The organism is Methylomonas sp. PHL2-19, from assembly GCF_059331595.1.
In genome coordinates this window covers 793,166-805,399 of record NZ_CP196839.1, presented here as the reverse complement: position 1 = coordinate 805,399, position 12,234 = coordinate 793,166, and the positions used below count along the sequence as shown (strand labels likewise).

The 12,234-nt window shown below is 51.1% G+C and carries 11 protein-coding genes; 4 read left to right on the top strand and 7 right to left on the bottom strand.

Annotation, left to right across the window (positions count from 1 at the left end; genetic code table 11):
* Nucleotides 1-50: 50 nt before the first annotated feature.
* Together ACR02O_RS03750 and metH are read right to left on the bottom strand one after the other, a co-directional pair.
* Nucleotides 51-314 carry a glutaredoxin family protein gene (locus ACR02O_RS03750; RefSeq protein ID WP_494522837.1) on the bottom strand — a complete coding sequence of 88 codons (264 nt, stop codon included), beginning with the start codon at nt 312-314 and terminating at the stop codon, nt 51-53.
* A gap of 11 nt (nt 315-325) precedes the next feature.
* Nucleotides 326-3,997: a methionine synthase gene (gene metH, locus ACR02O_RS03745; protein WP_494522836.1), complete on the bottom strand. Its 3,672-nt coding sequence runs from the start codon at nt 3,995-3,997 to the stop codon at nt 326-328.
* Between the two features lie 75 nt (nt 3,998-4,072).
* Here metH and ACR02O_RS03740 point away from each other — a divergent pair, with 75 nt between their 5' ends.
* On the top strand, nt 4,073-4,264 hold the full coding sequence (locus tag ACR02O_RS03740) for a DUF2970 domain-containing protein (RefSeq protein WP_494522835.1): 192 nt from the start codon (nt 4,073-4,075) through the stop codon (nt 4,262-4,264).
* Between the two features lie 58 nt (nt 4,265-4,322).
* Here ACR02O_RS03740 and ACR02O_RS03735 read toward each other — a convergent pair whose 3' ends face one another.
* Nucleotides 4,323-4,742, bottom strand: a complete 420-nt coding sequence (locus tag ACR02O_RS03735; protein ID WP_033156855.1) for a hypothetical protein — start codon at nt 4,740-4,742, stop codon at nt 4,323-4,325.
* 213 nt (nt 4,743-4,955) lie between these two features.
* Between ACR02O_RS03735 and ACR02O_RS03730 the strand changes: the two genes are divergently transcribed.
* From ACR02O_RS03730 to ACR02O_RS03720, 3 genes are all read left to right on the top strand, one after another.
* Complete coding sequence (locus ACR02O_RS03730) at nt 4,956-5,084, top strand: hypothetical protein (protein ID WP_255189959.1); 129 nt, start codon at nt 4,956-4,958, stop codon at nt 5,082-5,084.
* Between the two features lie 135 nt (nt 5,085-5,219).
* Entirely contained in the window at nt 5,220-7,127 is a 1,908-nt protein-coding gene (locus tag ACR02O_RS03725; RefSeq protein WP_458138859.1) for a DCC1-like thiol-disulfide oxidoreductase family protein, read from the top strand.
* Between the two features lie 100 nt (nt 7,128-7,227).
* The gene (locus ACR02O_RS03720) at nt 7,228-7,365 is read left to right on the top strand and encodes a hypothetical protein (protein ID WP_165385996.1); all 138 of its coding nucleotides are present in this window, start codon (nt 7,228-7,230) and stop codon (nt 7,363-7,365) included.
* Nucleotides 7,366-7,751: 386 nt separating this feature from the next.
* Here the strand turns inward: ACR02O_RS03720 and ACR02O_RS03715 are convergent, their stop codons facing one another.
* From ACR02O_RS03715 to glyQ, 4 genes are read right to left on the bottom strand one after another with little or no spacing between them, the layout of a single operon-like run.
* Nucleotides 7,752-8,516, bottom strand: a complete 765-nt coding sequence (locus tag ACR02O_RS03715; protein ID WP_445367600.1) for a lysophospholipid acyltransferase family protein — start codon at nt 8,514-8,516, stop codon at nt 7,752-7,754.
* Nucleotides 8,482-9,024, bottom strand: a complete 543-nt coding sequence (gene gmhB / locus ACR02O_RS03710) for a D-glycero-beta-D-manno-heptose 1,7-bisphosphate 7-phosphatase (protein WP_445367599.1) — start codon at nt 9,022-9,024, stop codon at nt 8,482-8,484. Before gmhB ends, ACR02O_RS03715 begins: the two co-directional genes overlap by 35 nt.
* Nucleotides 9,021-11,090, bottom strand: a complete 2,070-nt coding sequence (gene glyS, locus ACR02O_RS03705; protein ID WP_458138858.1) for a glycine--tRNA ligase subunit beta — start codon at nt 11,088-11,090, stop codon at nt 9,021-9,023. The genes gmhB and glyS overlap by 4 nt, the downstream gene beginning before the upstream one ends.
* 1 nt (nt 11,091) lies before the next feature.
* Nucleotides 11,092-12,006 (bottom strand): glycine--tRNA ligase subunit alpha, encoded by a 915-nt coding sequence (gene glyQ / locus ACR02O_RS03700; RefSeq protein WP_458138857.1) that lies wholly within the window; start codon nt 12,004-12,006, stop codon nt 11,092-11,094.
* Nucleotides 12,007-12,234: the final 228 nt, after the last annotated feature.

The following is a 12,234-nucleotide window of genomic DNA, read 5'->3' as shown; positions in this document are numbered from 1 at the left end:
TTGAGTTGCACTGTTCCGGCACGTACGATTTGGCGACCGCCAAACCGATACTACGTCCGGCGTGCTGACTGGTATTCGCTTGGATCGATGGCGATGCTGAATGCTTTTAATTTCAGGCTGTCGAACGGCCAATTCAGTTGCTTTTGGCTTGGGGCATGCCACAACACCGGAATCAACAAACCATACGCCCCCTGCCATTGCTCATTGTCCATAATGTCCCGGCTGGTAAAATCCAGCCCGGCGGCTACCAATAACGCTTCCGCCTCTTCGCACAAATGGCAGCCTTCGGTGCCGAACAGGATAAAATCGGCCACGGTTGAATCGATCAATGATTCAAATGCGCAGCCAACCAACGTTCGGCTACTTCGATCTTCAGGCCTTTGCGCCGCGCGTAGTCCTCTAACTGATCCTGATCGATCTTGCCGACGTTGAAATACTGCGAATCAGGATGCGAGAAATACCAGCCGCTGACCGCTGCGGTCGGATACATCGCAAAGTTTTCGGTCAGTTCGATCGTGGTGTTTTCGGTGACGTTCAGCAACTCGAACAACTTGGCTTTTTCGGTGTGGTCCGGGCAGGCTGGATAGCCTGGCGCTGGACGGATGCCTTGATACGCTTCCTCGATTAGGGCATGGTTGTCGTGTTGTTCATCTTCGGCATAGCCCCAGTAATCGCGGCGTACAGCTTGGTGCATATATTCCGCAAACGCTTCTGCCAAGCGATCCGCCAGCGCCTTCAGCATGATGGAACTGTAGTCGTCGTGGTCTTTTTCGAATTCCGCTAACTTGGTTTCGATACCGATACCGGAAGTTACCGCGAATCCCCCGAGATAATCGGCAATGCCGCTACCGACCGGGGCGATGAAGTCGGACAAACAGTAGTTGGGCCGGCCCGGCGCCTTGACGTTTTGCTGACGCAAATGATGCAGCTTTTCGCGTTGTTGGCTGCGACTGTCATCGGTGTACAGTACGATGTCGTCGCCGTCGCTGTTGGCTGGGAAGAAACCGATGACGGCCTTGGCTGTCAGCCATTGTTCGCGAATCAAGTGTTTCAACATCTCTTGCGCATCTTCGAACAATTTAGTCGCTTCGACGCCCACCACATGGTCGCTAAGAATGGCCGGATAGCTGCCGGACAATTCCCACGTTTGGAAGAACGGCGTCCAGTCGATATACCAAACCAGCGTATCCAGCGGGAAATTATCGATGACTTTAGTGCCGAGGAATTTAGGCTTAACCGGCTGATGGCTGGCGTAATCGAATTTGTTAAGCCGGGCTTTTTCCAGATTATGCTGCGGATTCTTGGCGTGCCGCCCCTTGTGGCGTTCACGTACCACTTCATACTCGGCGCGTGTTTTTTCCACGAAATCGGCTTTCAAATCGTCGCTAAGCAGGGCGCTAACCACGCCGACACTGCGCGACGCATCCGTAACATAAACGGTCGGCGATTGATAGTGTGGTTCGATTTTCACGGCGGTATGGGCGCGCGAAGTCGTCGCACCGCCTATCATCAATGGGATAGTAAACCCTTGGCGTTGCATTTCCTTGGCGACATGCACCATTTCATCCAGCGACGGCGTGATCAGGCCGCTGAGACCGATCACATCGACGTTTTGCTCACGGGCGGTTTTCAAAATCGTCTCGGCCGGCACCATCACGCCCAAATCGATGACTTCATAGTTGTTGCATTGCAACACCACGCCGACGATGTTTTTGCCGATGTCATGCACGTCACCCTTGACGGTGGCCATCAGCACTTTGCCGTTGGTTTGCCGCTCGCTGCCGTCTATTTCGGCGTCCATGAACGGCATCAGATAGGCCACGGCTTTTTTCATGACCCGCGCCGATTTCACCACTTGCGGCAGGAACATTTTGCCTTCGCCGAACAAGTCGCCGACCACGTTCATACCGTCCATCAACGGCCCTTCGATGACGTGCAGCGGTTTTTCCGCTTCCAGCCGCGCTGCTTCAGTGTCTTCTTCGATGTAATCGGCAATGCCTTTCACTAACGCATGTTCCAGGCGTTTAGTGACCGGCCATTCCCGCCATTCCAAGGTTTCCTGTTTCGCTGTCTGGCCGCTACCACGATATTTCTCGGCGATTTCCAGCAGCTTTTCGGTGCCTTCCGGGGTGCGATTCAAAATCACGTCTTCGACGGCATTGCGCAGTTCTTCCGGGATATCGGCGTAAATCGCCAACTGCCCGGCGTTGACGATACCCATGTCCATGCCGGCATGTACGGCGTGGTACAGAAATACCGCGTGGATCGCTTCGCGCACCGGATTGTTGCCGCGGAACGAGAACGACACGTTCGATACGCCTCCGGAAATTAAAGCGTGCGGCAGAGTCTGCTTGATGATGCGGGTGGCTTCGATGAAATCGACGCCATAGTTGTTGTGCTCTTCGATGCCGGTGGCAACCGCGAAAATGTTGGGGTCGAAGATGATGTCTTCCGGCGGGAAGCCGACCTGTTCGGTGAGTATCTTATAGGCGCGGGTGCAGATTTCCACTTTGCGCGCCATCGTATCCGCTTGGCCCTGTTCGTCGAACGCCATCACGATCACAGCCGCTCCATAGCGGCGCACCAGCTTGGCGTGTTCGATAAATTTTTCTTCGCCTTCCTTGATCGAGATCGAGTTGACGACGCCCTTGCCCTGGATGCATTTCAGGCCGGCTTCCAGAATCTCCCATTTCGAAGAGTCCAGCATGATCGGTACTTTGGCAATATCCGGCTCGGCCGCCAACAGATTCAAAAAGCGCACCATCGCGGCTTTAGAATCCAGCATGCCTTCGTCCATGTTGATGTCGATAATCTGCGCGCCGTTTTCGACCTGTTGCTTGGCAACTTCCAGGGCTTCTTCGTAACGTTCTTCGACGATCATTTTCTTGAAGATCGCCGAACCGGTAACGTTGGTACGTTCGCCGACGTTCACGAACAGCGTTTCCGGACCGATGCTCATCGCTTCCAGGCCGGCCAGGTGGCAGCGTTTTTCCAACTCGGGAATCTTACGCGGCTGATATTTTTCCAGCGCGGCAACGATGGCGCGTATCGTGTCCGGCGAGGTGCCGCAGCAACCGCCGATGATATTCAAATAGCCGCTCGCCGCCCAGTCTGCCAGCTCGGCGGCCATCATTTCCGGCGTTTCGTCGTATTCGCCAAATTCGTTGGGCAGGCCAGCGTTCGGGTGGGCGGAAACGTAGGTGTCGGCGATATTGGAAAGTTCTTCGATGTATTGGCGCAGTTCCTGCGCACCGAGCGCGCAGTTGAAGCCGATCGAGATGGGTTGCACGTGTTTCAACGAATACCAGAATGCGGCGGCGGTCTGGCCGGATAGCGTACGGCCGGAGGCGTCGGTAATCGTGCCGGAGATCATCACCGGCAGTTTGTAACCTAGTTTGTCGAAAGTCTGTTCGACCGCGAAAATCGCCGCTTTGGCGTTCAGCGTATCGAACACCGTTTCGATCAGGATGATGTCGGCTCCACCGTCGATTAAGCCCTGAGTGGCTTCGCTGTAGGCGCTTACCAAATCATCGAACGTGATGTTACGGAAGCCGGGATCGTTGACATCCGGCGACATTGATGACGTGCGATTGGTGGGGCCCAAGACGCCGGCGACAAAACGCGGCTTGTCCGGCGTTAACGCGCTGACTTCGTTGGCCGCCTGTTTAGCGACGCGGGCCGAAGCTACGTTGATCTCGTAAGCAAGGTCTTCCATCCGATAATCGGCCATCGCGATACGGGTGGAATTGAAGGTATTGGTTTCCAGAATATCCGAGCCGGCATCCAGATAGGCGCGATGAATCGCCTTGATTACCTCGGGCTGGGTAATCGATAATAAATCGTTGTTGCCCTTAAGATCGACAGGCCAGTCGGCAAAGCGTACGCCGCGATAATCCTTCTCCTCCAGTTTGTAGCTCTGAATCATGGTGCCCATCGCACCGTCCAGAAACAAAATCCGTTGAGATAATAACTGGTGTAATCTTTGTGTGCTGTTCATACTGCCTGAGGGTCGTAAGGGTGAATATCGGTGGGCTAGTCCGCTTTATTATCAAACCAAATTTTGAGGGAAATCATGTCTAAACCCAGTCTATTGCATGTCATAAAAAGCGTGTTTGCCGCCGTGATCGGCGTGCAAAGCAATAAGAATAGAGAGGTTGATTTTCAGCACGGCTCTTTGCCTGCCTATATTGTCGTCGGGCTGATTGCGACTGTGCTGTTTATTTTAACGATAGTCAGCATCGTATCCGCAGTTACCGGCGGCTGAGGAATTTCGACGGTAACGAAGCCCAAGCGGCCTTGGGCTTCGGAGCCAGCCAAGTTGGTTAGTTGCTGGAGGTTTTGAAGCTGTTTTTGATGCTGACAAACAACTCTTTGATACCGCTGAACAGGTTGGCTGGTGTCAACGCTTGTTTCAAAATAAACTGACAGCGAATCAGAGCGACAGCCAACACACCGGCAAACGGCGGTAGTAATTCGAAGAAAACCGGCATGAACCAGCCGCCGGCGCCTTCCTGGGTTTTTCTATCGCCGACGCTGGTCAAGTCGCGATCATATTCGCCGCCGACATCTTTACCGTCTAAGCCGTCGATGATCATAATGTTGATGTTGTAGAACAACACCTGAATGACCAAGAACACTATGGCACAGCCGGCAACCCACATCAGCACATTACCCGTTTTGGCTTTTATCAGGGTTTGATATACCCAGATTGCCGTCAAAATCATTATTACGCCACCAATCATCTCTATTCCCCTTGTTGAAACTGTTTTTATAATTCTCAAAATTCAGGTTGAGAAAGCATACTACCATAATCCACCTGGATGGCAATTGCGGTCGGATGTTTCCGCGATAGCCATGAATCGCTTGACTTTGAAGGTGGCTAAAGTAACATATGAAGCTCGACCGCCAAAGACATGGCAAATTTTATAACAACTAACTAAAGGTAGGAGGCACCCATGGGAGCGATCTTAGATTTAACAGAAATGCTGAAAGAACCGTCGGGCATGATTGGAGCGGTAGTTATCATCGCTGCAGGATACTTCTTTGTAAAATGGGTTTTTGCTGAGCCTAAAGACGAAGAGTAAGCTACACCCCCTCGCTTACAAAGCTTTTCTGGAAAAAGCGGCTACGGATAGATCCCGTAGCCGCTTTTTTTTTGCCTGACGCATACCATTTTCAAATCCCTTATAATCTGTGGACTTTTAGCCTGCCGACCCGCCATGTACAAACTGTTAGTTCAGAAAGTCAATGCTCTTTATTCTAAAAAAGTACCCGCTACCGGCGTAGGCCTTTTCAGGCTTTTGTTTGGGGTGGTGACACTACAGGAAGTTTTTTTTCTGCTGTATTTCAACCATTTGATATTCGACCCCATCCCATTCATGGATGTCGAATTTCCGATGATTCCGTTCTTCCTTTGGCTATGGGCCGCGGTGGCGTTTTGTCTGGCCATCGGTTACCGCTGCCAGGCGGCCAGTGTTGCTAACTACATTTTTTGGCTGCTATTCGTTAATTTCACGCCTATGCAGCGCGATTTCGACGGCGGCTTCGATTTGTTCATGATTGGCGCCAATTTCTTTCTGATCTTCATGCCTATGGACCAAGCCTTTTCTATTGATGGCCTTAGGAAAAAATTTCTGCGCCCCTTCACGCATTATTCTCAATACCAAGCTCCGGAAGTGTCTGCACTGACTTATTATCTACCGGTCGCGATTTGTCTGGGCTTTTTGTATTTCGATTCCGCGATACACAAGATGTTTGCCGAGCATTGGCGCAACGGCTTGGGTGCTTGGTTGCCGTCTTCGATTCCGTATTACATGTCCGCGCTGGATTTGTCCTGGCTGCTGAATATCGAGATTTTGCAAAAAATCATCGGCTACACCATCATCGCATTCCAGTTTACTTTCCTGTTGTTTTTTCATCGCCGCCAGTTCAGATGGCTGTACTTTCTGATCGGGATTTCCTTGCATTTGGGCATTACCCTGTCCTTCAATATTTACCCGTTCGGAATGGGAATGCTGATTTTCTACGCATTGGTGATGCCATTTGCCTGGTATAGAAAAATCGGGGTACTTCTACGGATCAAACAACCACTATTAACGGTGTTTTACGACCAACAATGCCCATTGTGCAATCGTACGGTTTTGACACTGAATCATTTCGACATTTTGCACGGTGTTGATTTCAAGCCCGCACAAGTGTTTGCAATCGATTATCCAGCTCTAGCCGAATTGGGCGAAAAGCAACTGCTGACCGATTTGTACGCGGTGGATGGCGATGGACTGGTTTATTCCGGCGTTGATACTTACGCGCAAATTTTAATCTCGATGCGCTACACCGCGATGATAGGTTGGGCCATGAAACTGCCGCTGCTTTATCAGTGGATATGCGGGCGCTACCGGGCGATTGCCGATTCGCGCACGCGATTGGCATGCGATGTGAGCTGTCTGCCGGCATCAGCTGAAAACCTGCCGCCGAGTTTGTACGAGCGAATTTTCGAAGCGGAGCATGCCTTACCGGCCAGAAGTCGCGTACACAAAATCAGCAAAGTGTTGCTGGTGTTGATCTTGTTTCAGTTCAACAGCAGCTTTCACTATGGTTTGCTGTACCGCCTGCATGTCGATACCCGCCAGTCGCCGATAACCAGCATGCTGGCGGATATGAGCAACGCGGTCTTAATGATGTCTCACACGTTTTTGGGCATCACCCCCCACGCGCTGTATCTTCACGACCATTTCGAAGGCTATGACCGTTTACTGGCTATTACCTATTTGGATGCCAACGGCGAAGAGCAATGGTTACCGTTTGTTAATCGGCAAGGCCGCCTGTTGGCGCCGAATTGGGGGCGGGTGCATTCCATGTGGGCCAACATTGCGGTAACCCCAAATATCGACGAGCTCCGCTTGAAAAAATTCATCATGAAAGTCACGGCGTTCTGGGGAAAAAAAAGTGGTTTAGAGCTCGATAGCACGCAATTTATCGTCAAAATGAAGAGAATTCGAGCACCGTTTGTGTGGGAAAAAGATCTCAGGAACAGCAACTTGGCCGGAGAATGGCAAGCAATAGGCTCCGCACAATGGACTGGAAAGGACATAAAGATCAACCTGCCGAAAGACATCGATATTTTGTAAACATCTAGGGTATTGCATACTCGGTTTTGTCATGCTATAAATTTTGCGTGCTTGAATTTGAGTACACACAAAAATAAAAACCTTTAAATCGGAGGATGTTATGAAAAAAGTATTTTCTGTCTTGGCTATGGTAATGATGATTGTAAGCTTGAGCGGTTGCATGGACGACCCAGACCAAGGCAACCCAAAACCAAAAGGCTATGGCTCACCTAACCAACAAGGTTCAGGGGTTAAATAATCCTAGCCCTGGCAGGATATTCCTTCCTGAGTAAGGCCCACCCTGTGGGCCTTATATCCCGATTTCTTTTCCTCCAAACAGATTTAGTTTGCGCCAAACTGGTTCGGCATGTTTAAATCTCGCTGTGCTTAATTTTTTGTTTAGATTCAGCACACGCAAAAATATAAAAAACTTTTATTTGGAGGATGTTATGAAAAAAGTATTATCTCTTTTAGCTATGACCCTGATGATTGCTGGCCTGAGCGGTTGCATGGACGATCCAGATGCATCAAAACAAAAAGTTTCTAGCTCTACTTCTGTAGCGCTTTAATCTTTAAGCTTGAAGAAAAAGGCCCGCGAATGCGGGCCTTTTTTTTGCAGCTTAAATTTTAGCTCCCCAATTCGAATTACCCTGCTATTCGTTCTGCATCGATTTGCAACATCGCTTTATTAATCCAGGCTTCGGCCTCTGCGTTAATATCCTTCGATTTTTTATCAATGCTACTGATAACCGGCCCAATTTTGACCTTAATCACGCCCGGATATTTCAAAAAACTGTTACGCGGCCAATATTCTCCTGCATTGTGCGCCAGCGGAATCACCGGAAAACCGGATTTTTGCGCCAGCATTGCACCGCCCGCATTAAATTTTTTATGCGCTCCCGGCGCCACTCGGGTTCCCTCCGGAAACACCACCACGAACAAACCTTCCTGCAAACGCTGAATCCCTTGATCGATCAACATTTTTAGCGCTTCTTTCTGATTTTGCCGATCTATCGCGATGGGTTTTAATGTCGCCAGCGCCCAGCCGCCAAACGGGATTTGCAGCAACGATTTTTTCAAAACCGCGGTTTGCGGGAAAATAAATTGCCGCAAAGCCACCGTTTCCCAGGCCGACTGATGTTTGCTGAGAATAATCGCCGCGCTATCGCGAGGAATGTTTTCCAGCCCTTCCACTTCATAACTTAGCCCGCAACATAACTTCAGCATAAACAGCAGGCAATTGATCCAAACATCGGCGATTTTATAGCGCATCGGAAACGGCAGAAAAAATCCGCCCAAAATCGCCACCCCGACAATCAGTGTCGAGAATACTATGTAAATGAACAACAATGTAGAGCCCAAATAGACTCTAAAATCAGCTTGTCGAGACGATGTGCGTGGCTGCGTCATAAAGATTATCGAAAATAGGAACGTTACGTTGTGGATTATTAAGGGCAGTTTTTTCGCCTTTCCCGGTTTTGACCAGAATAGGTTTGGCACCGGCCGATTCCGCGGCCTGAATATCGCGCAAGGAGTCGCCAATCGCATAAGTCCGGCTCAAATCAGCTTGCGTATCGGCGGCAAAGCGTCGAAACAGTCCGTCCAGAGGTTTGCGGCAGTCACAAGTGTCGTTTGGGCCGTGAGGGCAAAAATAAATGGCTTCTATGTGTCCGTCGGCCTGGGACGCCAATTGCCGCATTTTGGCATGTATCGCCGCCAGCGTTGCCAAATCGAATAAGCCCCTGGCAATCCCCGACTGATTCGTAATCACCACGACTTTGTAGCCATGTCGATTTAACAGCGCAATGGCTTCCAGGCTGCCGGCCAGCGGCAGCCATTCTTCCGGTGATTTGATAAAATCGTCGGAATCGACATTGATGGTGCCGTCCCGATCCAGAATAACGTAACGCTCGGTCACGATTGCAGTTTGGAAATATCGGCGATTTTCAGGAATTGATTGGACAATTTGGCCAGCAATGCCAAACGACTGTTGCGTAAAACTTCGTCGTCGGTATTCACCATCACATTATCGAAAAACGCATCGACGCTATCGCGTAACTGCGCCAGCCGGCTCAGGGCCAGCGGATAATTCTGTTCGGCCAACAACGGCAAAATGTCGGCTTCCGATTGCTCGGCGGCTGCCAACAAGTTTTTCTCGGCGGCTTCTACCAAAGTACCAATGCTCTCCGTAGGCGCTTGATCCGATTTTTTCAGGATGTTGATAATACGTTTGTTCGCCGCCGCCAGACTTTCCGCTTCCGGCAAGGCTCTAAAACCTTGCACAGCGCGAATACGCAGCATGAAATCCAACGGACTAGTCGGATTAACCGCCAATACCGCTTCGAACTCGTGGCTGGTATAGCCTTGATCCAGACAATAGCCTTTTAGACGGTCAAACAGAAAACCTATCACTTTTTGCCGGATTTCGGCTTTATTAAAGTCGTGACTGAACTGATCCAGCGCAGCATCCAGCAGTTCGACGACATCCAATGCAATACCGTTTTCGATCAGCACCCGCAAAATGCCCAGCGTGGCTCGACGCAAGGCGTATGGGTCTTTGTCGCCGGTTGGAATCAAGCCTGCGCTGAAAATACCGGCCAGGGTGTCGATTTTTTCCGCCAGCGCCAACGCCTGGCCGATTTGACCGCTCGGTGTCGCGCCGCCGGACTGCTTGGGGTAATAATGTTCTTCCAAGGCTAAAGCCACGTCGGCATGTTCGCCGTCCGCAGCGGCGTAATAACGACCCATCGTGCCTTGCAGATTGGCGAATTCGCCGACCATATTGGTCATCAAATCGGTTTTGGCCAACAGTGCGGCTCGTCTTGCAAGCTCCACTTCGGCGCCCAATTTTTCGGCAACCAAAGCCGCAAGCTTGGCTACACGCTCGGTTTTATCGAACAAGGTACCCAGGTCTTTTTGGAAGACGATGCTTTTCAAGCTGTCGACCCGATCAGCCAGCGATTGTTTTCTATCCTGTTTCCAGAAAAACTCCGCGTCGACCAGACGTGGCAACACCACGCGCTCATTGCCTTGCCGGATGGAATCGGGGTTGGAGCTTTCGATATTGGCGAAGGTAATGAAATGCGGCAGCAATCGGCCTGCAGCATTTTTAACCGGAAAATATTTCTGGTTGGCCTGCATGGTGGTGATCAACACCTCCTGCGGCAATTCCAGAAAACGCGCATCGAAATTACCCACGACCGGCACCGGCCATTCGTTTAATGCCGCCACTTCTTCCAGCAAATCGTCTTCGATATGGGCAATACCGCCAACATTGCTGGCCGCTTGATTGGCAGCATCGCGGATGATGGTCATGCGTTCTTCGAAATCGGCCAGCACCTTGCCATGCTGTTTGAGGATGTCCAGATATTCGTGTGGACTACCGATGCTCAAATCCAGTGGTGAATGAAAGCGGTGACCACGGGTGACGCGGCCGGTCGTGCGGCCGAGAATATCGGTAATCAGAATTTCAGAACCCAACAGCAAAACCGCCCAATGTACCGGCCGGGCAAATTCGGCATCGAAACTTCCCCAGCGCATACGTTTAGCAATCGGTAAATTGGCCAGACTTTTGCGGATAATGTCAGGGATCAACTCGGCAGTGGCTTGGCCTTTCACCGCTTGTTTGAAGATCAACCATGAACCCTTGTCGGTTTCCAGCTTCTCCAAATCCTCAAAAGACGCACCGCAACTGGCGGCAAAACCCAGCGCGGCCTTGCTAGGTGAACCGTCGGGACCGTAAGCCGCCTGAATGGCCGGACCGCGCTTTTCAACAACTTTATCAGCCTGAAAGGTTTGCAGATCGTCTATCAATACCGCCAAGCGGCGCGGCGTAGCATAGGCACGGCCTTGGCCGTAGCTCAAACCGGCCTCTTGCAAGCCGGCCAAAATATTGTCCAGCAAGGCCTGACTGAGTTTTTTTAAGGACTTCGGCGGTAACTCCTCGCAGCCCAGTTCGAACAATAAATGATTGGTCTCGGTCATGTCACGCTCCCTGTCTGGCGAGAATCGGAAAGCCTAGCGCTTCCCGGCGGTTGTAATAGGCTTCGGCGACCGACTTGGCCATGTTGCGTACCCGTAAGATGTAGCGTTGCCGCTCGGTAACTGAAATGGCGTGGCGAGCATCGAGTAGATTAAAGGAGTGGGAGGCTTTTAAGACCATTTCGTAAGCCGGCAGCGGCAGGTTTTTCTCCAGCAGCATCAGGCATTCACGCTCGTAGGTATCGAAGCATTGGAACAAGAATTCGACATTGGCGTGCTCGAAGTTGAACTCGGACATCTCGACTTCGTTTTGGTGGAACACGTCGCCATAGGTGACCACGCCTTGCGGACCGCGGGTCCAGACCAAATCGTAGACGCTTTCGACGCCTTGTAGATACATCGCAATCCGTTCCAGGCCGTAAGTAATTTCACCGCTTACCGGCCGACATTCCAGGCCGCCGACTTGTTGAAAGTAGGTAAATTGGGTGACTTCCATGCCGTTCAACCACACTTCCCAACCCAAGCCCCAAGCACCTAGCGTTGGCGACTCCCAGTTGTCTTCCACAAAACGGATGTCGTGTTCCAGCAAATCCAGGCCCAGATGCCGCAATGATCCCAGGTACAACTCCTGAATATTGTCCGGCGACGGCTTCATGATTACCTGAAACTGATAATAATGCTGCAAGCGGTTGGGATTTTCCCCGAAACGGCCGTCTGTCGGGCGCCGCGAAGGTTGCACGTAAGCGCTGTTCCAAGGCTCCGGACCGATGGCGCGCAAGAAAGTGGCTGGGTGGAAAGTGCCGGCACCGACTTCCTGATCCAAAGGCTGCAACAACACACAACCCTGATTCGACCAGTATTCCTGTAAGGTCAGAATCAGGCCCTGAAAAGTAGAGACATCGTTTTTGCTAATCGACACGTCGGGAGCCACTTGATAGATAAAAAATGAGTTTATTGTACCTGAAAAGTACTCGCTAGACAGGCGCCAAGGGGGCTTTAAAGAATCCCGCTCAAGCCTGCTAACATCGCTCCAGGCAAGCGGAATCTGTGCGCTCTGGATCCCCACTAGCGTCCTCACAAGCCGGAATGCCATACCGACTTACTCAACCGCCAATAATAGTAGTTTTCCGTTGCAAGACATTCAGCC

Bases quoted from the DNA above. Each gene is read 5' to 3' on its own strand.
- metH (WP_494522836.1), bottom strand. From the start codon at position 3,997: ATGAACAGCACACAAAGATTACACCAGTTATTATCTCAACGGATTTTG.
- ACR02O_RS03740 (WP_494522835.1), top strand. From the start codon at position 4,073: ATGTCTAAACCCAGTCTATTGCATGTCATAAAAAGCGTGTTTGCCGCC.
- ACR02O_RS03735 (WP_033156855.1), bottom strand. From the start codon at position 4,742: ATGATTGGTGGCGTAATAATGATTTTGACGGCAATCTGGGTATATCAA.
- ACR02O_RS03730 (WP_255189959.1), top strand. From the start codon at position 4,956: ATGGGAGCGATCTTAGATTTAACAGAAATGCTGAAAGAACCGTCGGGC.
- ACR02O_RS03725 (WP_458138859.1), top strand. From the start codon at position 5,220: ATGTACAAACTGTTAGTTCAGAAAGTCAATGCTCTTTATTCTAAAAAA.
- ACR02O_RS03720 (WP_165385996.1), top strand. From the start codon at position 7,228: ATGAAAAAAGTATTTTCTGTCTTGGCTATGGTAATGATGATTGTAAGC.
- ACR02O_RS03715 (WP_445367600.1), bottom strand. From the start codon at position 8,516: ATGACGCAGCCACGCACATCGTCTCGACAAGCTGATTTTAGAGTCTAT.
- glyS (WP_458138858.1), bottom strand. From the start codon at position 11,090: ATGACCGAGACCAATCATTTATTGTTCGAACTGGGCTGCGAGGAGTTA.